Genomic DNA, 25166 nt, shown 5'->3' with positions numbered 1-25166 from the left:
GCGACCCTCGAACCTATTCGGCGAGCATGCGGGCCTCAGCCCACGACCACGGCTCCGGGGACCGGGCCGGTGGCCGTGACGGCGGCCCGGCAGCCCTCGGCGTTCTTGAGCCCGGCGGCGATCTCCGCGGCGTGCGTCTCCGACGCGGCGAGGAACGCGCAGGTCGGGCCCGACCCCGAGACGAGCGAGCCCAGGGCGCCCAGCTCGGCGCCGGCGTGCAGCGTGTGCGCGAGCGACGGCCGCAGGGACAGCGCCGCGGGCTGCAGGTCGTTGGTCAGCGCCCGGCCGAGGGCCGCGGCGTCCCCCTCCCGCAGCGCGGCCAGCAGGGGTTCGCTCGCCCCCGGAAGGCCGGGGTCCGTCCCGGCCTCCTCGCGCAGGCGGTCGCACTCGCCGTACACCCGGGGAGTGGACAGGCCGCCGTCGGCGAGCGCGAAGACCCAGTGGAAGGCGCCCGACGTCTCCAGGCGTGACAGCCGCTCGCCCCGGCCGGTGCCCACGGCCGTGCCGCCGAGCAGGGCGAACGGCACGTCGCTGCCGACGTCGGCGGCGATCTCCATGAGGTCCTCCACCGGCAGGCCGAGGCCCCACAGCTCGTTGCAGGCCACCAGGGCGGCGGCCGCGTCGGCGCTGCCTCCCGCCATGCCGCCGGCGACCGGGATCGACTTGCGGATCAGCAGATCGGCGCGGTAGGAGCGACCGGCGTGGCCGGCCAGCGCGCGGGCCGCCCGTACGGCCAGATTGTCGTCGTTCGCGGGGACCTCGCCCGCCGACTCCCCCTCGATCCGCACGGTCAGCGGCGGCGCGGCCGCCGACACGTCGCCGGGCTCGGCGGCCGTGACCTCGTCGAAGATCGACACGGCGTGGAAGACGTTAACGAGGTCGTGGTAACCGTCCTCGCGCAGCGGCCCGACCGCGAGTTGCAGGTTGACCTTCGCGGGCACGCGTACGGTGATCGCGCTCATCGGGCCGCCGCCCGCGGGACGTCCTGGCGGCCGGCCCTGCGGGCGGCCTGCGGGTTCGCTCCAGACATGGGACCCGAGCCTAACGTGGTCCCGTTCTCCGTCCGGCCAAGAGAAGCTCATAAACGAGGGCGAAAGCCGTACACGTCCCGGTACGGTGACCTCAGATCCGCCCCCGTGCCGGCCTCCCGTGACGCCCTCCCGTCATGCCGTCCCCGGCACCGCCCCCTGGGAGCCCTGATCGATTCCGACGCCGCCACCCCCCTTTCACCGAGCGACCCGAGCGCGATCGGCGACTACCGGCTGGTGGGCCGGATCGGCTCGGGCGGCATGGGCACGGTTTACATGGGCGTCTCCCCGGAGGGGCGGCACGTCGCGGTCAAGGTGATCCGGGCCGGCCGCTCGGGCGACCCCGGCTTCACGGCGCGGTTCGCCTCCGAGGTCGAGCACGCCCGCGCCGTCGCGTCGTTCTGCACCGCCCAGGTGCTCGGTCACGGCGAGACGCCGGACGGACGGCCGTACATGGTCACCGAGTACATTCCCGGCACGCCGCTCGACCGGCACATCGCGACGGACGGCCCGCTGGAGCCGGGCACGCTGCACGGCGTCGCGTTCGGCGTGGCGGCGGCGCTGACCGCGATCCACGCGGCCGGGCTGGTCCACCGGGACCTCAAGCCCTCGAACGTGATCCTGTCGATGTCCGGGCCCCGTGTCATCGACTTCGGGATCTCGCGGGCCGTGGACGCCACCCACGGCCACACGGGGACCGACGAACTGGTCGGCACCCCCGGCTGGTGGGCGCCCGAGCAGCTCCGGGGCCTCCCGGTCACCCCCGCCGCCGACGTCTTCACCTGGGGCTGCCTGGTGGCGTACGCCGCGGGCGGGCGTCACCCCTTCGGGGAGGGCGACCCGATGGTCCTCGCCCACCGCCTGCTGGAGAGCGCGCCCGATCTCGGTACGCTGCCCGCGCCGCTGGACCGCCTGGTCCGCCGGGCGCTCGACCGGGAGCCGCGTAACCGGCCCACGTCGCAGGAACTGCTGCTGGACCTCGTCGGCAGCCGGCCCGACCCGACGACCCAGGTGATCGAGGGCCCGTGGGACGCGCCGTCACCCCATCCGTCCGGGCCGCGCCCGCGGCGGAGGACCGGGAGACTGCTCGCGCTGGTCGCCTCCGCCGTGGCTCTCGCCATCGTCGCGGGCCTCGCGGTGGGGCTGCTCACCTCCCGCTCCGGCGGCGCTCCGCCCGCCGCCCGGGAGAGCGACGTGGGCCGCCGCATCGAGATCGGGGACGTCCAGGTCGTCGTCGAACCCCCGGCCTGCCACGCCCCGACCGGCTCCGGCGCGGTCGGCGGTGGCGCGGCCCGAGCCGACGTGGTCAGAGCGAGCGTGGCCGGCGGTGAGGTGGCCGGGGACGGCCTGGTGTGCAGAATCGACTGGATCATGCTCAACATGGGCGGCGCGGACGCCGAACCGGCCGGCCCGCCCGACCTTCTCGACGACCGGAACGTGCCGCACCACCCCCGTGCCTCCCACCCCGCGCCCGGCACGCTCGCACCGGGGGCGATGGTCACGCTCAGCGCCGAGTACGCCCTGCCTTCCGGCCGTACGGCCGCCCGCCTCGACGGCCCGTTCGTGGCCCACGCGCCGGCCGTCCACGTGCGTCTTCCCCCGCCCGGGAGCGCGTACGGGAAGGTGCCCGGGGAGGCGCCCCGGCGGGCCGCGCCGGAACCGGCCCCCGCGAGCCCGTCCCCCCGGAGTCCCACCACCGGGAGTCCTGCCCCCGGAAGTCCTGCCGCCGGGAGTCCTGCCCCCGGAGGGACGCCGGACCCCGCCCTGGAGGCGAGCGGCGCGACGACGGTGACGCCCCCCGGCGACGCCGGAGGCGGCGACTGCGCGCGGGCCGGCGCGGCCGACTTCGACGGGGACGGCTTCGACGACGCGGTGGTCACCGACCCGCTGGCCCCGAGCCCGGACAGCACGGCGGTGGGATCCGGACGCGTGTTCCTCCTTCGCGGCGGGCCTCCGTCGAAGCCGGCGCCCGTGGTCACCGCGTTCGACGCCGCCGCCCCCGGCTGGACGGCCCGCGCGGCGCACATCGACGGCGACCGGTGCCTGGATCTCGTGGTCTCGACCCCGTACGCGTACGGGGGCGCGGGGCAGGTGCAGGCGCACGGGGCGGGGGTGGCGTACGTCTACTGGGGCGGGCGCGGCTTCGGCACGCCCGGCGCGCCCCGGACCGAGCTGCGCGCCCCCGAGGCCAGGACCGACGCCCACTTCGGCTGGTCGCTCGCCGTGAGCGACACGTCTCCCGGCAGCGGGCACTCCGACGGCCTCACCGCCCCGGCCCCCGCGAACACCGGCACGGGCACGACCGATGGCGGCACCGGGACGGCCGCGCAGGGGGTGGTCGTGGTCGGCGCGCCGCACGAGGACGCCGACGGCGAGGTCGACTCCGGAGCCGTCTACGTCTATCGGTTCACCGGCCGCAGCCCCGGCACGCCCCAGCGCGTCACGCAGGACTCGCCCGGAGTGCCGGGAGGGTCCCAGCCGGGCGACATGTTCGGCTGGTCGCTCGCCCTCGGGCGGCTCGGCGGCGCCGCTGGGCCGCTCGACCTCGCCGTGGGCGCGCCGTTCGAGGACCAGGAGGAGAACGGCCAGGCGGACACCGGCGCCGTCACGGTGATCTACGACGTGGCGACCCGGCCGTGGGCCTACCAGGGCGCCGGGTGGAGTGTCTCCGGCCTCACCGCCGACCTGCCGTCCCATCCCGGCGACCGCCTCGGCTACTCCCTGGCGTACGGCGCGGGGTACCTGGCGGTGGGCGCCCCCGGGGCCGATCCCTACGACACCCGTGACGCCGGGGCGGTGCTGCTCCTCCAGGCGGCCGGACCCGGACCGCGATTCGTCCGGCTGCTGGGCGCGCAGGCCGAGGCGGGCGAACGCGGGCGGTTCGGCTTCTCCCTGGCGCTGGCCGGGCCGTCCCTGCTCGCCGGGGCCCCCGGGCAGGCGCTGCCGGGCGTGCCGGAGGCGGGGGCGGTCCACGTGATCGGGCTCACCGGCCCACCCGGCCGCGTCGTGCTCCGGGAGGACAGCCCCGCGCCGTACGACCATCTGGGGTGGAGCGTGAGCGGCACCGCGGACGGCCGCGTGCTGGCCGGGGCTCCGGACGGCGGCGTGACGGGCACGGTGATCTACACGACGGTCTCCCGCGCCGGGGCGTCACCCGGCTCCGAACCCTCTCCCGGGTCTGGAGGGCGGACGGTGTTCCCCGGGCCGGACGGCGCGGACACCCTCGACTTCGGCGCCGCCGTCGCGGGCTGACGCCCGCCTCCGCGTCCTCAGAGGATGCCGCGGTCAGCGAACGCCTTGGTCACTGCGTTCGCCGCGCTCGCGCCGTACAGGCGGCGTGCCGCGGCGACGGTCGCCTCCGCGGCGGCTCTGAACGTGGTGTCGGGGGCGAAGGCGAACTGCGCCTCGATGATCAGTGTGCTCGCCTTGCGGTCGCCGAGGGCGCGGCGGACGTCCCACAGCGCGCGGGACCAGATCTCGCCGTCGGCATGCACCTCGCCCCTGACGTCCTCGGGATAGTGCTTGGTCCCGTCGAGGCGGCGCAGGCAGTGCGGCGCCGAGGTGTAGCTCACCGAGTCCCAGTCGGCCACGCACGCCTCGTCCGTCCTGGTGGGCGTGCCGGTCGCCCAGCTGCTCACGGCCACGGCGAGGTAGTCGCCGAACGCCTCGCCGATCGCGCCGGACTCAAGGGTTGTGCCGAACCCGGGCACCTGCCCGTCCTGGACGCTGTGGCCGTACTCGTGGACGATCACCTCGGCGTCCTCGCCGTCGTCGACGCCGCCCTTGCCGAGAGTGACGTTGGCCTTGTCGTCACGGAAGAAGGAGTTGTCGCCGCCGTACTGGTCGATGCGCAGCTCGATCTGCCGCTGGTTCACCGGCCGCAGCGTGCCGCCGAACCCGAGCGACTGAATGTAGTGCTGGGCGGTGGTCACCCAGTGGTAGCCCATCACCTGCTCGAACTGGTCCGCGTCGCGGTGGTAGGCCGGGAAGGCGCCGCCGGACACCTTCGCGGCGGCGCCGGTCGTGCTCTTCACCCGCACGTAGCGGCCGGTGAGCGTGCCGGAGCCGTCGAGGTCGGTGAGCGTGACCTGCGTGTACGCCGGTCCGAACCCGGGCAGGTCCGCGTCCTTGGCGTCGGTCAGGTTCTGCAGGCCGAGCTGCTGCACGGGGTTGGGCGCGAAGACGGTCGCGGTCGCCGTGGCGGTCCCGGCACCGGCGTGCGCGGCGACGGGCGTGACGGCCGCACCGGCCACGGCGGCGGCGAGAGCGCCGGCGAGGCCGGCGGCCAGGGCGGGGAAGCGCTTGGGGGGCATGGAGATCCTCCGTGGTGTGGCGCACGATTCCAAGCAATCGTCGTCACGTCCCCTCGCCACCACAAGAGCCGAGGCCTGTCCGTAATGATCATATTCGGCCGGTTTCATCCAACTCGGCCGAGCGAGATCAGGGCAGGCCGGAGCGTATGCCTCAGTCGTCGAGCCGAGAGGCCGCCCGGCGGGTCAGGGGGTGGTCGCGGGGCGGGGGGATCTGGCGGCGCGCTGCTCGGCGATGCGGGCGAAGTCCTCGACGCGCAGTTGCTCGCCACGGGCCGAGGGGTCGACTCCGGCCCTGACGAGCGCCTCCTCGGCGGCGGCGGGCGTACCGGCCCAGGAGGCGAGCGCGGCCCGCAGCGTCTTGCGGCGCTGGGCGAAGGCCGCGTCGACGGCGGCGAAGACCTCCTCGCGGGTCGCCGTCGTCGCCGGCGGCTCGCGCCGTACGAGGGAGACCAGGCCGGAGTCGACGTTCGGCGCGGGCCAGAAGACGTTGCGGCCCACCGGGCCGGCCCGGCGCACGTCGGCGTACCAGGCGGCCTTCACCGAGGGCACTCCGTAGACGCGCGAGCCCGGAGCGGCGGCCAGGCGGTCGGCGACCTCCGCCTGCACCATCACCAGCCCGCGCCGCAGCGACGGCAGCACCCGCAGCAGGTGCAGCACGACCGGCACCGACACGTTGTACGGCAGGTTGGCCACCAGCACGGTCGGCTCGGCCGGGAGGTCGGCGGGGCCGACCTTGAGCGCGTCGGCGTGCACCACGGTCAGCCGGTCCGCCACCTCGGGGGCCCGCTGCGCGACCGTCAGCGGCAACTGCCCGGCCAGCACCGGGTCGATCTCCACGGCGACGACCTCGGCGACCTCCGGCAGCAGCGCCAGGGTGAGCGAGCCGAGCCCGGGGCCGATCTCGATCGCCACGTCCTGCGGGGCGACCTCGGCGACCCGGACGATCCGGCGGACCGTGCCGCCGTCGATCACGAAGTTCTGCCCCAGCTTCTTCGTCGGGCGGAGGTTCAGCTTCTCCGCCAGCACACGCACTTCGACCGGCCCGAGCAGACTCATGACTCCAGTGTCGGGCATCCCCGCGCCGGCCCGGACCACCGGCGGGCGCCTCACCAGGCGCCGAACGCCGCCTCGCCGTTGGCGGAGACCCGGGCCGCGAGATCGGCGACGTCCATGCCCTTGACCTCGGCGAGGCAGCGGAGCGTGAGCGGGATCAGGTAGGGCGCGTTGGGCTTGCCCCGGTGCGGCGTCGGCGGCAGGTAGGGCGCGTCGGTCTCGACCAGCACGAGCTCGGGCGGGGCCACCGCCGCCGCCTCGCGGAGATATCCGGCGTTCTTGTACGTCACCGGGCCGGAGAACGACATGTAGTAGCCGGCGTCCACGCACCGCTTGGCCATCTCGGCGTCCCCGGAGAAGCTGTGGAAGACGACCACGTCCGGGGCGCCCTGGTCGGCGAGCACGGCGAGCACGTCGTCGTGCGCGTCCCGGTCGTGGATCACCAGGGCCTTCCCGGTCCGCTTGGCGATCTCGATGTGCGCGCGGAAGCTCGCGTGCTGGTCCTCCTTCGAGGCCCAGTCGCGGTAGTAGTCGAGCCCGGTCTCCCCCACCGCCCGCACGTCCGGACGCCGGGCGAGGTCCTCGATCTCGGCGAGGACCTCGGGCGTGGACGCGTGCGCCTCGTTGGGGTGGATGGCCACCGCGGCGTACACGTCGCGGTGCCCGGCGGCCACGGTGGCGTTCCAGCGGGAGGACGGCAGGTCGTACCCGACGGTCACCAGGCGGGTCACGCCGACCGCTCGCGCCTCGGCCACGATCGACTCGACGTCCACGCCGGCCGCCTGGGCCGCCAGCGCGACCGGGTCGCCCGAGGACGCCTGCCGGTTGCCGACCATGATGTCGAGGTGGCAGTGGCTGTCGAACACCTCTGCGGGCAGCGCCTCGGGCGGCGCCGGACGCTCTCGCGACATGGTCAGGCGTTCTCCAGCCTCGGGAAGAGGATCTCTCCCTTGACGACCTGCGCCCCGGCGGGCAGCCCGCCCCAGGTGGCGACGTCGGCGATCCGCTGGTCCGCGAGCGCGCCGAGGTGGGGTTCCGCCCCGAGGGACGCCCACAGCTTGGCGCTCGTGCCCGGCATGACCGGGTGCAACAGCACCGCGATCGCGCGCAGCGACTCGGCCGCCGTGTAGAGGATCGTGGCGAGCCGCGCCTGCCCCTCGGGCGACTCGTCCTTGGCGACCTTCCAGGGCGCCTGGTCGCTGAGGTAGCCGTTGACCTGCTTCACGAACTCGAAGATCGCGCCGATGCCGGCGGAGAAGTCCAGGTTGTCGCCGATCAGGGTGTCCGCCTGGGCCGCCGCGGCGACCAGGCCGTCCGCGATCGCCTGCTCGGCGGGACCGGCGTCCGTCGCCTCAGGAAGCGTGCCTTCGAAGTACTTGCCGACCATCGCGGCCACCCGGGACGCCAGGTTGCCGAAGTCGTTGGCGAGTTCGGAGGTGTAGCGGGCGGAGAAGTCCTCCCAGGAGAACGAGCCGTCCTGGCCGAACGGGATCGCCCGCAGGAAGTAGTAGCGGTAGGCGTCCACGCCGAAGTGCTCGGTCAGCTCACGCGGCGAGATGCCGGTCAGGTTGGACTTGCTCATCTTCTCGCCGCCGACCATCAGCCAGCCGTTGGCGAAGACCCCGCGCGGCAGCGACAGGCCGTTCGCCATCAGCATGGCGGGCCAGATCACCGCGTGGAAGCGGAGGATGTCCTTGCCGACCAGGTGGATGTTCGCCGGCCAGGTGGCGTCGAACTTCTCCTGGTCCGAGCCGTACCCGACGGCCGTGGCGTAGTTGAGCAGGGCGTCGATCCACACGTAGATGACGTGCTTGGTGTCCCAGGGGATCGGGACGCCCCAGTCGAAGGTGGACCGCGAGATCGACAGGTCCTGCAGGCCCTGCTTCACGAACGACACGACCTCGTTGCGCGCCGAGGCGGGCCGGATGAAGTCGGGGTTGCGCTCGTAGAACTCCAGCAGCCGCTCGCCGTACGCGGAGAGCCGGAAGAAGTAGTTCTCCTCCTTCAGCCACTCCACCGGGCGCTTGTGGATCGGGCACAGGTCGCCCTCCAGCAGGTCGCCGGGCGACTTGTACTCCTCGCACGCGACGCAGTACGGCCCTTCGTACCCGCCCTTGTAGATCTCGCCCTTCTCGTACAGGTCCTGCACGAACTCCTGCACGCGGTCGGTGTGGCGCGGCTCGGTCGTACGGATGAAGTCGTCGTTGCCGATCTGGAGGTGCTCCCAGAGCGGCTTCCAGGCGTCCTCGACGAGCTTGTCGCACCACTCCTGGGGTGTGACGCCGTTCGCCTCGGCCGTGCGCATGACCTTCTGACCGTGCTCGTCCGTGCCGGTGAGGTACCACACCTTCTCGCCGCGCTGGCGGTGCCAGCGGGTGAGCACGTCGCCCGCGACGGTCGTGTAGGCGTGGCCCAGGTGCGGGGCGTCGTTGACGTAGTAGATCGGCGTCGTCACGTAGTACGCCGACTCCCCGGATGCTGTCGTTCCTGTAGCCGCCATGTGCGAATCCTATCGGTCCGCGACCGGTGCCTCCCCTGGATAACGGGGGCGGCACACGGGTCCGCGCGAGCTCCCGATCATGCCCCGGATCAGGCCGGGACCAAGGCCGGGATCAGGCCACGGACTCGCGGTTGACGTCCTGGTTGACGGCCTCGGCGGCCTCCTCCGCGGCGGACGCGGCGATGTCGGCCGGGGTCTCCCGCGAGCGGCGGATGCCGAGGATGCTGATGAACAGCGACGCGAAGATCGTCTGGAAGCTCATGACGAACGCGGTCGCCGACGGCACGACGAGACGCAGCGACTCGGCCGGGATCAGCTCGCCGAAGCCGCGGCCGCCCCAGTGGGACAGCGAGGCCACCAGGCCGGCGAGACCGGCCACCGCGAGCGCGCCACCGGCCAGCAGGCCACGCTCCAGCGTGACGATGTCGACCAGTTTCCTGACCCGCCGGTCCTCGGGGAGGAAGCCCTCCTCGGCCGCGTACACCTTGGTGAACAACGCGAACAGCACGGCCTGGAAGCCGATCACCACCATCGCGGACGCGCCGACCAGCGTGTCGACGTCGAAGGCGAGCTTGCCGATCCGGACCTGGCCGAACGTGAGCGCGGCGCCGGCCACGAGGCCGAGGGTCATCAGCACCAGGCCGGGGATGAAGAACAGCCAGCGCGGGCTGTAGAGCATGAGGAAGCGCAGGTGGCGCCACCCGTCCCGCCAGGAGCGCAGGTGCGGCGGGCGGGAGCGGCCGTCGGGCGACAGGGTCGTCGGCACCTCGCGGACGTCGAGCCCCTGCAGGGTCGCCTTGACGACCATCTCGGAGGCGAACTCCATGCCGCCGGTCTGCAGCCCGAGCCGCAGGATCGAGTCGCGGCGGAAGCCCCGCAGGCCGCAGTGGAAGTCGCCGATCTCGCTGGGGAAGAACAGCCGGCCGATGAAGGACAGGACCGGGTTGCCCAGGTAGCGGTGGAGCGGGGGCATGGCGCCCGGCGCGATGCCGCCGCGGAACCGGTTGCCCATGACCAGCTCGGCGCCGTCCCGGAGCTGCTCCACGAAGGGCATCAGGTTGGTGAAGTCGTAGGAGTCGTCGGCGTCGCCCATGATGACGTACCTGCCGCGGGCGGCGCGGATGCCGCCGATCAGGGCGTTGCCGTAGCCCTTCGCGTCGACGTGGACCACCCGGGCACCCGCGTCGCGGGCCAGCTGTTGCGAGCCGTCCGTACTGCCGTTGTCGGCGATGACCACCTCGCCGTCGACACCGTTCTCCCGCATGCAGGTGAGAGCCTTGCGGACACAGATCTCAACGGTCTCGGCCTCATTGAGGCATGGCATGACAACGGTAAGTTCCACGTCGCAACTCCTTGCATATGACGGCAGGACACCAATGATGCCTGCTTCCCGGTAGCGTCCGAGTCAAGTCGGCGAAACGGCTGGCATTCTGTAACCGTGACTCCACCCACCGCCGGAGCGGCGGGCGGCCCGCGTCACCGCCCGGACGGCGACGCAGAGGACGGGCCCGGCACCGGAAATCGGAAGACATCACCGACGAGATCCGAGGGGAGGAAGCGGGGACCCGCCCGCCTGCTCAGGCAGCCGGTCGCCCCCGCGCGACGTTGATGGTCGCGATCGCGGATCCTCCCTCGGTGGACGCGGTCCCGCTCGGCCGATGGGGCCGCGCGGCCGCCCTGCTGCGCCGGCACCGGGTCTTCGCGGTCACCCTCGGTGTGGGCTTCGTGCTGCGGATCGTCACGATGCTCGGCTTCGGCCCGGCGATGTGGTTCAACGACTCCTACGACTACGTGTCGGTGGCGCTGCGCCCCCGGCCGCACCCGATCCGCCCGGACGGATACAGCTTCTGGCTGCTCCTGCTCAGGCCGTTCCACAGCTTCTCGCTCGTCATCCTGACCCAGCACCTGATGGGACTGGCCGCGGCGGTCCTGATCTACGCGCTGCTGACCAGGAGATTCGGGATGCCGGGCTGGGGCGCCACGCTCGCGGCGGCCCCGGTGCTGTTCGACGCCTACCAGATCCAGCTCGAACAGCTGGTCATGTCGGACGGCATGTTCATCCTGCTCGTGGTGGGCGTGGTGACGCTCGTGCTGTGGCGGGAAAGGATGACCTGGCGCGGCGGGACCGCCGTCGGGCTGCTGCTCGCCGTGACGGCGCTGACCCGGAGCATCGGCCTGCCGATCCTCGCGCTCGTCGTCGCGTACCTGGTGATCAAGCGGGCCGGGTGGCGGCCGATCGCCGCCATGGTCGTTGCCTGCGCGCTGCCCGTCCTGGCGTACATGGGCTGGTTCAAGGCGGTGAACGGGCAGTTCGCGATGACCAACAGCGACGGGGTCATCCTCTACATGCGGACGTCGCTGTTCGCCGACTGCCACAAGATGGACATCGACGAGCGGCGTGAGCTGGAACTGGCTCTCCTGTGCATCAACACGCCGCCGGACAAACGCGGTCCTTACTCCCAGGCGTACCTGTGGTGGGACGACCAGAACCAGCTCCACGTGTTCGGCTCGGGCATGAAGTTCACCCCGGAGATCAACGCGAACGCGAGCGCGTTCGCCAAGAAGGCGATCCTGTCGCAGCCCGGCGACTACCTCGCGGCGGTGGCCAAGGACTTCTTCCGCGCCTTCCACTGGGGCCGCCCGCGCTTCCCGGATGCCAAGACCTACAAGCAGTACGAGTTCTCCAACGAGTACACGCGCAAGCTGCCCAAGTGGAGCTCCTTCCACAGCACCACCGACAAGGACGCCGAGGCGTACGAGAACGGGCCGGCCGCGACGCGAATCGTCTCGCCCTGGTCGAACTTCATGATCACCTACCAGAAGGTCGTCCGGCTGCCGGGCCTCGTGCTGGGGCTGCTGCTGCTGTTCGGCCTGTACGGCGTGGTGCGGCGCTGGCGCGAGCTCGGCGGGCCCGTGCTGCTGCCCTGGCTGGCGTCGGCCGGCCTGATCCTGGCGCCGGCGGCGACCGCCGAGTTCGACTACCGCTACCTGCTGCCCGCCGTCCCGCTCGCCTGCCTCGCCGCCGCCATTACCGTGCGTGACCTCGTACGGCGCCGGGCCGGAGCGCGGGCGGAGCGGCGGAGCGGCCAGGGAGAGAGCGGTCAGGGGGAGGAGGTGTGGACGGCGTTGTAGAGGTCGCGCCTGGAGACGCCCGCGGCCTTGGCCACCTCGACGATGGCCTGCTTGCGGGGGACTCCCGCGGTCTCGCGCCGGGCCACCTCCTCGACCAGCTCGTCGATGCCGGGCGCGGCCTCCTCGGCCGTCCGTCCGGCCACGACGAGCGTGATCTCTCCCCTGACCTCGCCGGCCGCCCATCCGGCCAGCTCGCCCAGGCCGCCGCGCCGCACCTCCTCGTACGTCTTGGTCAGCTCGCGGCAGACAGCGGCGGGCCGTCCGGGGCCGAAGGCCTCCGCCATCGCCTCCAGGGTCGCCCGCAGGCGGTGCGGCGCCTCGAAGAAGACCATCGTGCGCTCCTCGGCGGCCAGCGAGGCGAGCCGCCGGGCCCGCTCCCCCGGCTTGCGCGGCGGGAAGCCCTCGAAGCAGAACCGGTCGCTCGGCAGCCCGGACACGGCGAGTGCCGTCGTCACCGCCGACGGGCCGGGCAGCGCCGTCACCGGCAGGCCGGCCTCGACCGCGAGGCGGGTCAGCCGGTAGCCGGGGTCGGACACCCCGGGCATGCCCGCGTCGGTGATCACGACGACGGTGCGCCCCTCGCGCAGCGCCTCCAGCAGTTCGGCGGCCCGCGCGCTCTCGTTCGCGTCGTAGTAGGACACCACCCGGCCCGCCGGGGTCACCTCCAGGTCGGCCGTGAGCCGCCGCAGCCGGCGGGTGTCCTCCGCCGCGATCACGTCGGCCGTCGCGAGCACCTCGCGGAGCCGGGGGGAGGCGTCTTTGGGCTGGCCGATGGGCGCCGCGGCGAGAACGAGCACCCGTCCACCCTATGACCGGCGCGCGGCGGCCCCGCGACGTCCCTCGTCCGCCCAGGGTGTGAAACATTCACGGTAAGAGGCTCGCAGGCCCCGATCCCAGCGCGAATCGTGTCCTCCGCGGGGACTCACCAGTAATCTGTCGGGGTGGCCGTGACCGACTATTCCCACAAGGCGTTCGAGCAGCCGGAAGAGGAACCTGAGGGCGAAGCTCCCGAGGTGTCCCTTCGCGACCGGCTGGTGCCGCCCATGCCCGGCAGCGTCATGTGGGGCTGGGTCGGCCCCATCGTGATCGCCCTGTTCGGCGCGTTCCTGCGCTTCTTCCGGCTGGGCACGCCCCACGCGGTCGTCTTCGACGAGACCTACTACGCCAAGGACTCCTGGGCGACGGTCAGGTACGGCGCCGAGCGGCAGTTCGTGGACGGCGCGGACAAGCTCCTGCTCGCCGGGAACGACCACATCTTCAAGCAGTGCCCGACCGTCGGCGAGTGCGCCTCGTACGTGGTGCATCCGCCCCTCGGCAAGTGGATGATCGGCCTCGGCGAGGTCTTCTTCGGCCCGAACCCGTACGGCTGGCGGTTCGCCGCCGCGCTGCTCGGCTCGCTGTCGATCCTGATCCTCGCCCGCACGGCCCGCAGGATGACCCGTTCGACGCTCCTCGGCTGCGTGGCCGGCCTGCTGCTCTCCCTCGACGCCCTCCACTTCGTGCTGTCCCGTACGGCCCTGCTGGACATCTTCCTGATGTTCTGGGTGGTCGCCGGGTTCGCCTGCCTGGTCGCCGACCGCGACTGGTTCCGCTCCCGGCTGGTCTCCTGGAACGAGGCGGGTTCGCCGGACGACGGCCCGCGGACGGGCCTGCGGCCCTGGCTCCTCGGCGCCGGGCTCTGCCTGGGCGCGGCCCTCGCCACCAAGTGGACCGCGGCCTTCTACATCGCCGCGTTCGCGGTCATGGTGCTGCTGTGGGACCTGGGCGCGCGGCGGACCACCGGGGTGCCGCGCCCCTTCCGCGGCGTCGTCGTGCGCGACCTGCCGCTCGCGGCGGCCTGGATGGCCGTCGTCCCGGCCCTCGTCTACCTCGTCTCGTTCACGGGGTGGTTCGTCACCGACAAGGGCTACGGGCGCAACTGGGAGCAGGCCACCGCCAACGGCCCCGCCTACTTCGTCATCGACTCGCTCCGGTCGTGGTTCGACTACCAGCATCAGGTGCTCAGTTTCCACACGGGCCTCGCCCAGACCCACCCGTACCAGTCGAGACCCTGGCAGTGGCCGATGCTGCTGCGCCCGGTGGCGTTCTTCTACGAGTCGCCCACCACGTGCGGCGCGCCCAGCTGCTCCTACTCGATCCTCGGCACCGGCACGCCGATCATCTGGTTCGCCGGGCTCCTCGCGCTGATCGGCATGATCGCCTGGTACGTCGCGACCCGGGACTGGCGCGCGGGCTCGGTGCTGCTCGGCTACGCCGCCGGTTGGCTGCCGTGGTTCTACTTCTCCATCTCCGACAACCGGACGATGTTCGCGTTCTACGCGATGCCGATGGTGCCGTTCATGATCCTTGCGATCGTGCTGGGCTGCGGGCTCATCATGGGGCGGGCCGACCCGGCCCGGCCGAACCGCCGAGTGATCGGCACCGCCGTCGTCGGCGCGTTCGTCCTCCTGTCGTTGGTGAACTTCGGCTGGCTCTATCCGGTCATCGCGGCCGAGGTCATCCCGTACGACTCCTGGCACGCGAGGATGCTGTTCGACTCCTGGATCTGACACCCCCGTATGGTTGGGCCATACCGTTGCGCCCAGAGGGGGTGGTCGTCAGTGTTACCGGGTCGTCGTCAACGATGGGGTCGATACGGCAGACTGCGGGTCATGCCCGCACCTGACGTCGCCGCGCTCCTGGTCCAACTGGAGCGCTCCGAACCGGACATCGCCGAGCCCGCCCGCGTCGCGGTGGAATGGCTCGCCGGCGGCGAGGCGCTGGAGACGATCAGCCAGTTCGACGTGTGCGAGTTCCTCTGGTACACGTTGCCGATCAAGGTCCCGGGCGACCAGGCGACCATCGCACGCGCGCTCGGCAAGCTGCTCCGGCTCGCCGGGATGGAGCGGTACGCCGCCCTGTGCGACTCCCCCGCCACCGCCCGGATCCTGCTCACGTACGCCAGGGAGGGCGAGGAGGCCGGGACCTCGGCCTACCACCGTGAGCTGGAGTCGACGGGGGTGCTGCCCCCGGACGTCCCCGAGCTGTCCTGGAGCTCGATCATGGGCCCGGAGGAGCTCGGGGCCCACGTCGCCTGCGCCGCCGCGCTGGAGCTGGCCATCGTCGCCGGCGATCCGGTGGACCGCGAGGAGCTGACCCGCCGCTGGCTCACCGCCCCCCGAGCCGAGCTGGGCGGCGACTGCTGGCTGCACCGGGTGCACGGCGAACGGCTGAACCGCTGGGTGCTCGGGCGCGGCACCGCCCGCCGCGAGCTCGCCCAGCCCTTCGAGGTGCGGCTGCACGCGCCCATCGAGGCGCCGGCCGAGCCCCACCTGGAGCCGCTGCGCTGGCTGCTCGACCTGGCCCGCACCGGCGTCCGCCTGACCGAACGGCTCAACGTCGGGCGGGCCGTGGCGGCGGAGGCGGCGGGCCGCTTCGGCTGGGCCGCTCCTATGAGGCCGGGCGCGGAGTCGCGGGCGGTGCGCGGCGAGGCCGACGTGCCCGCCGTGACCGAGCTCAGGCGGATCGCCGTCCACGACCTCGGGGCGCTGCGGCGCAGTGGGAGGAGGCTGGTGCTCACGACCACCGGCCGGAACCTCCTGGACGACCCCGCCGCCCTGTGGGAGGCCGCCGCGGCCACCCTGCTCGTCCCCGCCCCCGGCGAACACGACTTCGAGATCTCCATCCGCGAGTCCGCGTTGATGATCCTGGTGGACGGCGACGCCGTACCGGACGGCGACCTGCGCGACCGGGTCGCCGAGGTGGTCAACGGCGAGGGCTGGCGTTCGGCCGACGGCGGACGTGTCACCGGCGTCGACCTCTCCCATCCGCTGGCCCGGCTCCGGCACCGTCTCGACGCCCTCGGCCTCTCGGACGGCGCTTCGGGCGGCTCGGGGCCGGCCGCCCCGGCGCGGGCGTCCGGGCCCGCCCGGGACGCGTACGTCTGGCGGCTCACCGGCACGGGCCGCCGCGCCGCGCTGGCCGCGCTGCGCGCGCAGGCGCTGCGCCCCCGCCAGTACGCCGGCCTCGGCTGAGTCTCGCCCGGGTTCCCGCCGTCCCTTCGGGCGAGGGACGGCGGGAACCGTGGCGGTCAGGAGGCGCAGGAGGCGCCGTTGAGGGTGTACCTCGTCGGCGACGGGTTCGAGCCGGTGTGGCTGCCGAGGAAGCCGATGGTCACGGACTTGCCCGGCGCGATGGTCTTGTTCCAGTCGAGGTTCACCGCCGTCACCTCGGAGCCGGCCTGCGACCAGGTGGCCGACCAGCCCGTGGTCAGCTTCTGCCCGGGGTCGGGGAAGATGAACTTGAGGCGCCATCCGCTCACGGGCGTCTCTGTCGTGTTGGTGATCGTGATGCTCGTGCTCATCCCGCTCCACCAGTCGGAGGAGCTGACCGCCACCCGGCAGGTGACCACGGCCGGTGAGACCGAGGGCGAGGGCGGGGTGACGATGTCGTTGTAGATCGTCACGGAGACCGAGCCGGACGGCGGGCTGACCGCCCCCTTCGTGTCCACCGCCACGACGTACAGCTGGTGGACCTGGGACGGGACCCCGTAGGGCGGCCACGGCAGGTAGACGGAGCCCGAGGTGACCGTGCCCGCGAAGGTGCCCACGACCCTTTCGGCGCCGTTCCACACCTCGCGGACCTGGTAGCAGGCGATGCCGTCCGCGTCGGTGGCGGGCGCCCAGCGCAGGAGGACCTGCGTCATGAAGACCTGGACGTCCGTCGGCGCTCCCGGGGCGGTCGGCGGCGTGTTCTGCTCCGACGGAGGCTGAATCGCCGGGCAGGCAGTGGGACTCGCCGTCGGCGACGGGCTCGGCGGAAACGTCGTGTAGGCCACCGTGGTCCCGGCGGTCGCGCGGGCCGCCGCGGGCGCGACGATCGCGGCCCCCGCCAGCAGGGCCGCCGTGATCCAGGCGCCCGTCCCCGTTCTGCTCCGTGTCATTCCCACTCCTCGTGTCGGCCGGCCCCCTTGCCCCGGATCGTCCGCGAAAGTGGACTCGTGGTCAATGAAACGCGGGCGCGTGAGGCCGTACGCGCGGGACGAACGGCGCGCGGCCCTGCAACTTTCATCCGGAGTCCCCCGTCCGGATCACCGGCCGCGGTCAGGCGGGGGACATGACCTCGTAGAGGTTGCGCGCCGAATCGACGAAGAACAGCCCGCGCGGGCACAGCGGGTGGTCGATCCGGCCGTTGCCGGGATGGGCCGGATCACTGCCGTAGGGCACCCGGGCCTCCCGCAGCCGGGCCAGGATCCGGTCGAACGTGGCCGGGTCCACGTCGAAGGCCAGATGAATGCCGACGGGGTCGTCCACGGTCATGAAGTCCAGGGTCAGCGTGTCGTTCACCCGTACGGGCGCGAAGTGGCCGTCGCGGCCGGCGGGCGGCATCTCCTCCAGGCCCATGATCGAGGCGAAGAAGCGGGCCGCCTCGCGGTTGTCCACGGCGGGGACGATGGTGTGGTTCAACGTGATGGTCATGCCCCGCTCCCAGGGGACCCGAGAATGCCGTGCAGCAGGATGTCGACGACTTCCCCGGGAGATGAGCCCAGCTCGCCGGACGCGGGAAGGGGCCGGGTGAAGAGCATCCCCAGGAAGACCGATGCCACCTTTCCGGGCTCCAGGCGCAGCGACGCCCGGTCGGGCTCGATCAGCTCGACGATCGCCTCGTGGGTCGCCTTCATCGACGCATCCCTGCCGCCGGGGGCCTGCCGCTCTCCGGAGCCTCGCTCGCGGCGGTGTCCGGTGCCGTGCAGGGCGCCGATCACGGTCCCCATGCGGCCCAGGTGGGCGCGCAGCGCCTCCGCCGCCTGCGTCAGCCGATCGGCCAGCGGTTCGTCGAGGGAGATCGAGGCCAGTTCGCGCAGCACGTGGCCGGGGTTCATCGCCTCGACGAGACACGCGTCGAGGAGCTCGTCCTTGTCGGTGAAGACCCGGAAGATCGTGCCCTCCCCGATGCCGGCCGCGCGGGCGATCTGGCTGGTGGTGACCGCGGCGCCGTGGTCGGCGACCAGGGGAAGCGCCGCGGCCACGATCATCTCTCTGCGTTGCTCCGTGCTCATCGCCGGCGCTCTCCGGCGTGGTGTCGTCGTCTCTGTCATGCGATCAATAGTGCGGAGTGAGCACTCACTCCGTCAATTGTTTTTCGGCTCGTCGCTCATACCGGGTCGTCTCGGCCTGGCAAGCCTGTTCCAGGTGAGTCCCAAGTGCGCGACGCCATGCTGGCGTCATGGACCTGACCGAGGCTTTCGAGGGACTCACCACGACCGTGACCCCGGGTCGCCGAATGCCGGGCAAGATCGGAATGGGCATCCTCCTGATCTGCTGGCTCGCGCTCGGCGTGCTGCCGTTCGTGGCGGCGGTGCCGGACTTCCGGCTCGCGACCGGGAAGATCGGCACCCCCGGCACCCTCACCGTCGTCTCCTGCGTCTCCCTCGGCCAGGGACGGTACGACTGCAAGGGCAGGTTCGTCCCCGACGGCGGTGGAGACGCGGTCGCGGTGGCCGCCTCGCCCGACTCGGAGGCGGGGGACGTGACGCGGGCCCAGCTCACCCCCGAGGGTGACCGGGCGCTGCCGTCCGGCACGAAGGGCGTCCTGCGGGCCATGGCGCTTCCCGCCACCGGCCTCGCGGCGCTGGCCTTCCTGCCCTACGTCCTGCTGTACGTCTTCAAGGTCAGACGGGGCCGCAGGACCGCCGTGATCGCCGGATCGGTGGTCGCGGCCCTGTCCCTGGTGCTGATCGTGGTCGGCCTGATAGCCGCCTCCTCCTGACCGTCACGTCCTGATCGGCCGACGAAGCTCCCGGCCGGGGATCTCAACCCGCTACGGCGCGTGGAGCGCTTGCGGGCGAGGTGACCGCGCTGTTCACGCTCGTCAGGGACGAACCCAGTGACGATCCTCGCGCACGACGGTGAACCCGGCCGATCGGTAGAGCGCCGCCGCGGCGTCGTTCGCGGACGGCGTCACGACGGCGACCGCGCTCGCGCCCCGCAGGGCGAGAGCCGCGCATGCGCCCAGCACGGCATCGCGCCCGTAGCCGTGCCCGCGATGGTCCGGATGGGTGCCGACCGGCTCCAGCAGCCCGCACCTGCCCACACCCGCGAACCATCCGGTCGCGGCGGCGGGCTCCCCCGCGGGCGTGCGCACGAGCGCCTCCACGGCCAGCCCGCCGGCCGGCGACCGCTTCATCGCGCGCCAGCGCTCGACGGTGAACGTGGACCCCGCGAAGGCGGACCGCTGCACCAGCACCCGGTCGGCGGCACCGGCCGCACCGACCGGCTCGGCACGGCTCGACACGGGCCGCGGGTGCCACGACATGACGAGCCAGGGCTCCTCCTGGTCGAGCTCCCACCCGGGCACAGGCAGACCATCAGACCGGTCGTCGCCGGGCTCGAGCAGTTCCTCGGCGTCGGCCGCGAGCGCCCCGAGATCGGCGCCGGGCGCGGCGGTCACGCGCAGCACAGGGCCGTCGAGGAAGCCGACGGCAACCGGCGCCACATCATCGGTCCAAAGAAGAACGGCCGCGTCGTCGAACCGCAGGTGCCACCCCACGTCTCCGGGATGGAGGCCGCCGCCCGGGGCATCGCCCGGCGTCCACTCGCACAGCGCGCGCAGCGCCCGGCCGGTTTCGGCGGGGGTCAGGCGGTGCCGCGCGAGGGGGATCATGGACGGCAGACTAGCCAGCGCGCCACGGTGTCCGCACCGACCGGCCTCGGCGGCGAACGGCCCGGCACGTAGCGAAACGCCTGCGAGCAGCGAAAAGGCCCGCCAGGTGGATCACCTGACGGGCCCTCGTCGTGGTGGAGCTATGGGGATTTGAACCCCAGACCCCTTCGATGCGAACGAAGTGCGCTACCGGACTGCGCTATAGCCCCAACGACCTCGACTAGATTAGCAAACTCCGCGGGGTGTTCGCGCCACCGGATCAGTCTCCGGCCGCGCGCCGCCCGTCGGCGTACTGGTCGAAGACCTGCGAACGCTTGCGCGCCTCGAATTTGATGATCTCCGCCTCGCGGGTCAGGGCGGCCAGGGCGCGGCGGCGCTCCCGCTGCCTGCGCAGGTACGCCGCCCGCGCCCGCGCGGCCTTCTCCCGCTGCTCCCGGTCCGCGCGTACGGCCACGCGCAGCACGGCGAGGTAGCCGACGAGGAGCACGCCGGAGGGCGCGACCGCCCACCAGGGCATCACCCGGACGGCCGCGGTGACCACGGAGGCCAGGACGAGCAGAACGCTCCACAAAAGGCGCCTGCGGCGCCGCGCGAGGATCCGGGCGCGGCGGTGGGCGGCCATCCTGCGGGCCCGCGCGTGCCTTTCGGCCGCCACCTGGTCCGCGGTGGCCTGGTCCGCGGAGTCGGCCGGAGCCGCGGATGCCGGGGCGGTCGAGGTGACCCTTGCAGGCGGGGTGACGACCGTGTCGGCGTCGTTCTCCTCGGCGCCCGGAGCGGAACCGTCTTCGAGGTCGGCTTCGAGGTCGGATTCAGGGCCGGCCGAGGCGGCGGGCCGCTCGGACAGCGTGGTCGCCTCCGCCGCCGGGTCCTCGAAAAGGTCGTCGTCGGTGTGCCGGTCGCGGCGCAGCCACATGGGCAGCAGGACGCTGAGCCACATGACGACGATGGCGAGGTAGAGCACGGCGCTACCCACGCGCCCACCTCCGGATCAGCCTCCGGAACGCCGTACGGGCGGGTCCGGGGGCATGGTGAACACGTCCCTGCGCTCGTGTCGTCTGAGAGGTGTTCACGTCACGCACCGTAGGACCGCGTGTCGATGAATGACGAGCATTCGGTCCGGTGTGTCGCGAGATCGTCAAAGCTGTTCATGTAATTCGATCCCGCGGAAGCCGCGTGGTCCCGACGGACCACGCGGATTCCTGGCCCGGCCGACCGGGTCGCGGTGGCCCCGCGGCGTTCCCGGCCGACCGTCCCGGCCCGGACGATCAGTGCCTCAGCCGCACCAGGGCACTGACGGTACGCAGGCCTATGCGCCGGAGGAGATCAGCCCTCGAAGTACACGGTGGCGGACCGGTACGTGGTCTTGCCGTTCTCGTCCCCGAAGTGCGTACGACCGGTCATGACCCTGCCGGCCCGCGCCTGCCAGGTGTGGCTGCTCTCGGTGTACTGACCGCTCACGTCCCCGTCGATCAGCCTGACCTGCCGCCCCTGCCAGTACAGCGCGGCGCTGCGATACCTCGTGTCGCCGTTCTCGTCGTCCTCGTGCCATCTGCCGACGACCACCTGGTCGTTCGGGGCGCTGTAGTCGGACCTGCTCTCCCGCTGGGGGGATGTCCAGTCTCCGGTGTGCACCTCGACCTGCTCGCCGTTGATCAGAATCCGGCTGCAGTAGTAGGTGGTGTAGGCGTTCTCGTCACCGTAGTGCGAGCGGCCGGTGAGCACCTGGTTCGGGGGGCAGGTGACCTGGACGCCCCACCACTCCCGCACGGTCTGGCTGGAGATCTGTTCCACCTTGATCGTCACCGCCGCCGAGGCGGGAGCGGCCATGGCGGTGGCGGACAGGGCGGCGGCCGCCGCGACGACGGACAGGGCCTTGCCGAACGTTCTCATGGTATTCGGTGCCTCTCTTGTCAGCCCGCGACGGTCACGGTGGCGAAGCGGTACCAGGTGTTGCCGTTCTCGTCCCCGCTGTGCTTACGGCCGGTCATGACCGTCTTCCCCTCGGCCTGCCAGTTGTGGCTGCTCTCCCGGAACGCACCGCTGATGTCCCCGTTGGCCAGCAGCACCTGCCGCCCCTGCCAGTACATGGTGGCGGTGCGGTACCTCGTGTAGCCGTTCTCGTCGCCTTCGTGCCACCTGCCGGCGACGGCCTGGTGGTCGGGAGCGCTGTAGTCGGACCTGCTCTCCTTCTGGCGGGAGGTCCAGTCGCCGAGGTACACCCGGGCCTGCTCACCGTTGATGAGGACGAAGCTGCAGGTGTAGGTGGTGGCATCGTTCTCGTCGCCGTAGTGCGAGCGCCCGGTGAGCACCATGTTCGTCGGGCAGGTGAACGGGTCGATCCACTCCCGCACGGTCTCGGTGCGGGCGGGCACGATCTCGATCGTCACGACCGCGGCGGACGCGGGTGCGGGAGCCGCCGCGCTCATGGCTGCCGAGGCGGCCAGAGCGGTCAGAGCGGCCGCCGCGGTGGATAACGCCTTTTTCCTCATACGGATGTCTCCCCGTGATGCGGTTTCGCTTACGGCCACGAAGCATCACGGGGCCCACTGGTGATCCACTTGTGTCTCGGTTGCGACGGCGGCGAGGCACACCCGCCGACGCCTAACCGGGGCTGGGCTCGCTGCGGCGGGCGGCCGAGTTCATCGTGCGGCGCCACTGCACGAGCAGCCCGCGGGGCACGTCCTCCACGGTCAACGCGTAGCAGATGTGGTCGCGCCAGGCGCCGTCGATGTGCAGCTGACGCCGGCGGATGCCCTCCTCGCGGAAGCCGAGCTTCTCCACGACCCGGCGGCTGGCCTGGTTCTCCGGCCGGATGTTGGCCTCCAGACGGTGTAAACCGGTGGTGAAGAAGCAGTGGTCCACGGCCATGGCGAGCGCGGTCGGGATGATGCCCCGCCCGGCCAGCCGGCCGTCCACCCAGTAGCCCACCTGGGCGGAACGGGCCGATCCCCACACGATCGCCCCCACGGTGAGCTGCCCGGCGAACCGCCCTTCGTACGTGACGACCCAGGGCATGGCCATCCCCTGGCGGGCCTCGCGGCGCAGCGTGCCGACCATCGAGACGTACGGCCCGAGACCGGTGCGGAACAGCGGGGTCTCCGGGTTGCTCGGCTCCCACGGACGGAGCCACTCGGCGTTGCGCAGCCGGGTGTCGCGCCAGTCACGGACGTCACGCAGGCGCAGCGGCCGCAGCCCCACGGGCCCCTCGGTCAGGGACACCGGCCAGCCGCGAAGTCGATCCATCCGTCAATCATCCACCGGAGAACGGTCAACGCGCCACGTGGGGGCGCCCGGCATCGAGCGGTCAGCGAACATGGTCGCCGCCGCGCATCTGGTCCACCACATGGGCCAGGATCGGGGCCAGCACGGCCATGCCGTCCCGTACGCCGCCGGACGACCCCGGGAGGTTGACCACCAGCGTCCGGCCCGCCTGCCCGGCGAGGCCGCGGGACAGGATCGACGTCGGCACCTTCTCGCGGTTCACCTGCCGTACGGCCTCGGCTATGCCGGGGATCTCCCGGTCCAGGACGCGGCGGGTCATCTCGGGCGTGAGGTCCAGGGGTGTGACGCCGGTGCCGCCGGTGGTCACGATCACGTCGTACCCCTCGCCGACTCCCTCGCGCAGCGCCGCCTCGACGGGCTCGCCGTCCGGGACCACCCGCGGGCCGTCCACCCGGTCGCAGCCCGCCTCCTTGAGGAGGGAGGCCAGCAGCGGCCCGGACCGGTCCTCGTACACGCCCGCGGACGCCCGGTTGGAGACGGTCACCACCAGCGCGCGCACGCCGCCCTCACCTCCGATCGCGAGCGCCGTGAGCGCCGGGAACATCGCGGGCGTCACGGTCGTCGCCGGCCTCGCGGTCCCAGTGGCCCGTCTTGCCGCCCGTCTTCTCCTCCACCCGGACGCCGGTGATCACCGCCGCCGGGTCCACCGCCTTGATCATGTCGACCAGGGCGAGCGCCGCGACGGTGACGGCCGTGAGGGCCTCCATCTCGACGCCTGTGCGGTCGGCCGTACGGACCCGGGCGGTGATCTCCACGCCCTCGTCCACGACGGACAGGTCGACCTTGACGCCGGTCAGGGCGATCGGGTGGCAGAGCGGCACCAGGTCGGGGGTGCGCTTGGCCCCCATGATCCCGGCGATGCGCGCCACCCCCAGCGCGTCGCCCTTGGGCACGTCTCCCGCCCGCAGCACCGCCACCGCCTCCGGCGACAGCAGGACGCGGCCGGTCGCGACGGCCGTACGGGCGGTCACGTCCTTCTCTGAGACGTCGACCATACGGGCGGCGCCGGTCTCGTCGACGTGGGTCAGCTTCACAGCGGGATCACCTCCACCTCGGCGCCCTCGGGCAGCGAGGTCACGTCCTCCGGAACCACGATCAGCGCGTTCGCCGCGGCCAGTGCGGCCAGCTGGTGCGAACCCTGGCCGGTGACCGGCGCGACGGTCCGCCCGGTCAGCACGGCCCGCAGGTAGGACCGCTTCCCGGCGGGCGATCGCAGCGGCGCCGTCACGGTGGCCCGTACGGCCTCCGGCGGTCCCACCGGGAGCCCCTGCATGGCCCGCAGGGCCGGCCTCACGAAGAGCACGAACGACACGAACGACGACACGGGGTTGCCGGGCAGCGTGAAGATCGGCACACGGTCGGGCCCGACGACGCCGAAGCCCTGCGGCATCCCCGGCTGCATCGCGACCTTCTCGAAGGCGACCGTGCCCAGCGGGGAGAGGGCCTCCTTGACCGGCTCGTACGCCCCCATCGAGACGCCGCCGCTGGTGATCACGGCGTCGGCCCGCAGGAGCTGGGCGTCCAGGACGTCCAGGAACTCCTTGGGGTCGTCGGAGACCGAACCGGCCCGGAACGCCTCCGCTCCGGCCTCCCGTACGGCGGCCGTCAGCATGAAGCTGTTGGACTCCCAGATCTGGCCCGCGCCCAGCGGGGTGCCGGGCTCGGCGAGCTCGGCACCCGTGGACAGCACGACGACCCTCGGCCGGGGCCGCACCCGCACCCGCCGCCGGCCGGCTCCGGCGAGGATCCCGACCTGGGCGGCGCCGATCCGGGCGCCCTCTCGGAGCACCGTCTCCCCCGCGAGGACGTCCTCTCCCGCCCGCCGGATCGCGTTGCCCGGCGGGGCCGGCCTGTCGATCCGTACGCGGGCGGTGCCGCCGTCCGTCCACTCGACCGGGACGACGGCGTCGGCCCCGGCCGGGATCGGCGCGCCGGTCATGACGCGGGCGACCAGGCCGGGCCCGACGGCGTTCAGCCCGCCGTCGCCCGCCGCCACGTCCCCGATCACGGGCAGCGTGACGGGCGCCCCGGCGACGTCCTCGGCCCGTACGGCGTAGCCGTCCATCGCCGAGTTGTCGAACGGCGGCAGCGGCACGGGTGAGGCGACGTCCTCGGCCAGCACGGCACCGAGGGCGGCGTCGATCTCGACCTCCAGCGGGGCGAGCGGGCGCACCACCGCGAGGATGTCGGCGAGATGGCGGTCGACGGGCTTCATGT

23 protein-coding genes and 1 tRNA gene are annotated in these 25166 nt (G+C 72.7%); 5 read left to right on the top strand and 19 right to left on the bottom strand.

Translation table 11 applies throughout. The features are described 5' to 3' along the window. Positions 1–35: 35 nt before the first annotated feature. Positions 36–962, bottom strand: coding sequence for a 4-(cytidine 5'-diphospho)-2-C-methyl-D-erythritol kinase (locus HHX37_RS22950; protein ID WP_182883296.1), 927 nt, complete (start codon positions 960–962; stop codon positions 36–38). 174 nt (positions 963–1136) lie between these two features. On the opposite strand from HHX37_RS22950, the gene HHX37_RS37855 reads away from it, so the two are divergent. Continuing rightward, positions 1137–4280 (top strand): serine/threonine-protein kinase, encoded by a 3144-nt coding sequence (locus tag HHX37_RS37855; RefSeq protein ID WP_396776473.1) that lies wholly within the window; start codon positions 1137–1139, stop codon positions 4278–4280. Between the two features lie 17 nt (positions 4281–4297). On the opposite strand, the gene HHX37_RS22940 is transcribed toward HHX37_RS37855, so the two are convergent. From HHX37_RS22940 to HHX37_RS22920, 5 genes are all read right to left on the bottom strand, one after another. Continuing rightward, entirely contained in the window at positions 4298–5341 is a 1044-nt protein-coding gene (locus HHX37_RS22940) for a M4 family metallopeptidase (RefSeq protein ID WP_182886710.1), read from the bottom strand. Between the two features lie 183 nt (positions 5342–5524). Further along, entirely contained in the window at positions 5525–6397 is an 873-nt protein-coding gene (gene rsmA, locus HHX37_RS22935) for a 16S rRNA (adenine(1518)-N(6)/adenine(1519)-N(6))-dimethyltransferase RsmA (protein WP_182886709.1), read from the bottom strand. A 50-nt stretch (positions 6398–6447) separates the two neighbouring features. Beyond that, positions 6448–7305, bottom strand: a complete 858-nt coding sequence (locus HHX37_RS22930) for a TatD family hydrolase (protein ID WP_182886708.1) — start codon at positions 7303–7305, stop codon at positions 6448–6450. Positions 7306–7307: 2 nt separating this feature from the next. Then, a complete protein-coding gene (gene metG / locus HHX37_RS22925; protein ID WP_182886707.1) occupies positions 7308–8894 on the bottom strand; it encodes a methionine--tRNA ligase in 1587 nt (528 codons plus the stop codon). Positions 8895–9006: 112 nt separating this feature from the next. After that, positions 9007–10236 (bottom strand): glycosyltransferase family 2 protein, encoded by a 1230-nt coding sequence (locus HHX37_RS22920; protein WP_208759110.1) that lies wholly within the window; start codon positions 10234–10236, stop codon positions 9007–9009. Positions 10237–10529: 293 nt separating this feature from the next. On the opposite strand from HHX37_RS22920, the gene HHX37_RS22915 reads away from it, so the two are divergent. Beyond that, positions 10530–12026 carry a hypothetical protein gene (locus HHX37_RS22915; protein WP_182886706.1) on the top strand — a complete coding sequence of 499 codons (1497 nt, stop codon included), beginning with the start codon at positions 10530–10532 and terminating at the stop codon, positions 12024–12026. Here the strand turns inward: HHX37_RS22915 and rsmI are convergent. After that, on the bottom strand, positions 11996–12823 hold the full coding sequence (gene rsmI, locus HHX37_RS22910) for a 16S rRNA (cytidine(1402)-2'-O)-methyltransferase (RefSeq protein ID WP_111701407.1): 828 nt from the start codon (positions 12821–12823) through the stop codon (positions 11996–11998). The two genes, HHX37_RS22915 and rsmI, sit on opposite strands and share 31 nt — an antisense overlap. Positions 12824–12973: 150 nt before the next feature. Here rsmI and HHX37_RS22905 point away from each other — a divergent pair, with 150 nt between their 5' ends. Continuing rightward, the gene (locus HHX37_RS22905) at positions 12974–14575 is read left to right on the top strand and encodes a dolichyl-phosphate-mannose--protein mannosyltransferase (RefSeq protein ID WP_310740478.1); all 1602 of its coding nucleotides are present in this window, start codon (positions 12974–12976) and stop codon (positions 14573–14575) included. A gap of 102 nt (positions 14576–14677) precedes the next feature. Beyond that, positions 14678–16039 carry a hypothetical protein gene (locus HHX37_RS22900; protein WP_182886704.1) on the top strand — a complete coding sequence of 454 codons (1362 nt, stop codon included), beginning with the start codon at positions 14678–14680 and terminating at the stop codon, positions 16037–16039. Between the two features lie 56 nt (positions 16040–16095). Here the strand turns inward: HHX37_RS22900 and HHX37_RS22895 are convergent, their stop codons facing one another. From HHX37_RS22895 to HHX37_RS22885, 3 genes are all read right to left on the bottom strand, one after another. After that, the gene (locus HHX37_RS22895) at positions 16096–16947 is read right to left on the bottom strand and encodes a cellulose binding domain-containing protein (protein ID WP_182886703.1); all 852 of its coding nucleotides are present in this window, start codon (positions 16945–16947) and stop codon (positions 16096–16098) included. 160 nt (positions 16948–17107) lie between these two features. Beyond that, positions 17108–17482, bottom strand: a complete 375-nt coding sequence (locus HHX37_RS22890) for a VOC family protein (protein ID WP_182886702.1) — start codon at positions 17480–17482, stop codon at positions 17108–17110. Continuing rightward, positions 17479–18063, bottom strand: a complete 585-nt coding sequence (locus tag HHX37_RS22885; protein WP_220503063.1) for a TetR/AcrR family transcriptional regulator — start codon at positions 18061–18063, stop codon at positions 17479–17481. The genes HHX37_RS22890 and HHX37_RS22885 overlap by 4 nt, the downstream gene beginning before the upstream one ends. Positions 18064–18230: 167 nt before the next feature. Here HHX37_RS22885 and HHX37_RS22880 point away from each other — a divergent pair, with 167 nt between their 5' ends. Then, positions 18231–18773 (top strand): hypothetical protein, encoded by a 543-nt coding sequence (locus HHX37_RS22880; RefSeq protein ID WP_182886701.1) that lies wholly within the window; start codon positions 18231–18233, stop codon positions 18771–18773. Between the two features lie 102 nt (positions 18774–18875). Here HHX37_RS22880 and HHX37_RS22875 read toward each other — a convergent pair whose 3' ends face one another. The 9 genes from HHX37_RS22875 to glp all read right to left on the bottom strand — a co-directional run bounded on the left by HHX37_RS22875 (position 18876) and on the right by glp (position 25164). Then, positions 18876–19667, bottom strand: coding sequence for a GNAT family N-acetyltransferase (locus tag HHX37_RS22875; RefSeq protein WP_182886700.1), 792 nt, complete (start codon positions 19665–19667; stop codon positions 18876–18878). Positions 19668–19799: 132 nt separating this feature from the next. Continuing rightward, positions 19800–19876 (bottom strand) — tRNA-Ala (locus HHX37_RS22870). A gap of 50 nt (positions 19877–19926) precedes the next feature. After that, entirely contained in the window at positions 19927–20640 is a 714-nt protein-coding gene (locus tag HHX37_RS22865; protein WP_182886699.1) for a hypothetical protein, read from the bottom strand. A 350-nt stretch (positions 20641–20990) separates the two neighbouring features. Then, on the bottom strand, positions 20991–21557 hold the full coding sequence (locus HHX37_RS22860) for a hypothetical protein (protein ID WP_182883282.1): 567 nt from the start codon (positions 21555–21557) through the stop codon (positions 20991–20993). A 20-nt stretch (positions 21558–21577) separates the two neighbouring features. Further along, positions 21578–22156, bottom strand: coding sequence for a hypothetical protein (locus HHX37_RS22855; RefSeq protein WP_182883281.1), 579 nt, complete (start codon positions 22154–22156; stop codon positions 21578–21580). Between the two features lie 112 nt (positions 22157–22268). Continuing rightward, positions 22269–22910 (bottom strand): GNAT family N-acetyltransferase, encoded by a 642-nt coding sequence (locus HHX37_RS22850; RefSeq protein ID WP_111701422.1) that lies wholly within the window; start codon positions 22908–22910, stop codon positions 22269–22271. Between the two features lie 61 nt (positions 22911–22971). Further along, complete coding sequence (locus HHX37_RS22845) at positions 22972–23493, bottom strand: MogA/MoaB family molybdenum cofactor biosynthesis protein (RefSeq protein WP_182883373.1); 522 nt, start codon at positions 23491–23493, stop codon at positions 22972–22974. Then, positions 23456–23983, bottom strand: coding sequence for a cyclic pyranopterin monophosphate synthase MoaC (gene moaC, locus HHX37_RS22840; protein WP_310738347.1), 528 nt, complete (start codon positions 23981–23983; stop codon positions 23456–23458). The genes HHX37_RS22845 and moaC overlap by 38 nt, the downstream gene beginning before the upstream one ends. Then, complete coding sequence (gene glp / locus HHX37_RS22835; RefSeq protein ID WP_182886698.1) at positions 23980–25164, bottom strand: gephyrin-like molybdotransferase Glp; 1185 nt, start codon at positions 25162–25164, stop codon at positions 23980–23982. The genes moaC and glp overlap by 4 nt, the downstream gene beginning before the upstream one ends. Positions 25165–25166 lie beyond the last annotated feature (2 nt).

It is taken from the genome of Microbispora sp. H10885 (genome assembly GCF_014161415.1).
GTDB lineage: Bacteria > Actinomycetota > Actinomycetes > Streptosporangiales > Streptosporangiaceae > Microbispora > Microbispora triticiradicis.
The sequence above is the reverse complement of the archived record's forward strand: the minus strand, read 5'-3'. Positions and strand labels throughout refer to the sequence as shown.

Coding starts and splice junctions, on each gene's coding strand:
- HHX37_RS22940 (WP_182886710.1), bottom strand. CDS start 5,341: ATGCCCCCCAAGCGCTTCCCCGCCCTGGCCGCCGGCCTCGCCGGCGCT.
- HHX37_RS22930 (WP_182886708.1), bottom strand. CDS start 7,305: ATGTCGCGAGAGCGTCCGGCGCCGCCCGAGGCGCTGCCCGCAGAGGTG.
- HHX37_RS22850 (WP_111701422.1), bottom strand. CDS start 22,910: ATGGATCGACTTCGCGGCTGGCCGGTGTCCCTGACCGAGGGGCCCGTG.
- metG (WP_182886707.1), bottom strand. CDS start 8,894: ATGGCGGCTACAGGAACGACAGCATCCGGGGAGTCGGCGTACTACGTG.
- HHX37_RS22890 (WP_182886702.1), bottom strand. CDS start 17,482: ATGACCATCACGTTGAACCACACCATCGTCCCCGCCGTGGACAACCGC.
- HHX37_RS22855 (WP_182883281.1), bottom strand. CDS start 22,156: ATGAGGAAAAAGGCGTTATCCACCGCGGCGGCCGCTCTGACCGCTCTG.
- HHX37_RS22860 (WP_182883282.1), bottom strand. CDS start 21,557: ATGAGAACGTTCGGCAAGGCCCTGTCCGTCGTCGCGGCGGCCGCCGCC.
- HHX37_RS22885 (WP_220503063.1), bottom strand. CDS start 18,063: ATGAGCACGGAGCAACGCAGAGAGATGATCGTGGCCGCGGCGCTTCCC.
- HHX37_RS22950 (WP_182883296.1), bottom strand. CDS start 962: ATGAGCGCGATCACCGTACGCGTGCCCGCGAAGGTCAACCTGCAACTC.
- HHX37_RS22900 (WP_182886704.1), top strand. CDS start 14,678: ATGCCCGCACCTGACGTCGCCGCGCTCCTGGTCCAACTGGAGCGCTCC.
- rsmA (WP_182886709.1), bottom strand. CDS start 6,397: ATGAGTCTGCTCGGGCCGGTCGAAGTGCGTGTGCTGGCGGAGAAGCTG.
- HHX37_RS22875 (WP_182886700.1), bottom strand. CDS start 19,667: ATGATCCCCCTCGCGCGGCACCGCCTGACCCCCGCCGAAACCGGCCGG.
- HHX37_RS22895 (WP_182886703.1), bottom strand. CDS start 16,947: ATGACACGGAGCAGAACGGGGACGGGCGCCTGGATCACGGCGGCCCTG.
- HHX37_RS22845 (WP_182883373.1), bottom strand. CDS start 23,493: ATGTTCCCGGCGCTCACGGCGCTCGCGATCGGAGGTGAGGGCGGCGTG.
- HHX37_RS22880 (WP_182886701.1), top strand. CDS start 18,231: ATGGACCTGACCGAGGCTTTCGAGGGACTCACCACGACCGTGACCCCG.
- glp (WP_182886698.1), bottom strand. CDS start 25,164: ATGAAGCCCGTCGACCGCCATCTCGCCGACATCCTCGCGGTGGTGCGC.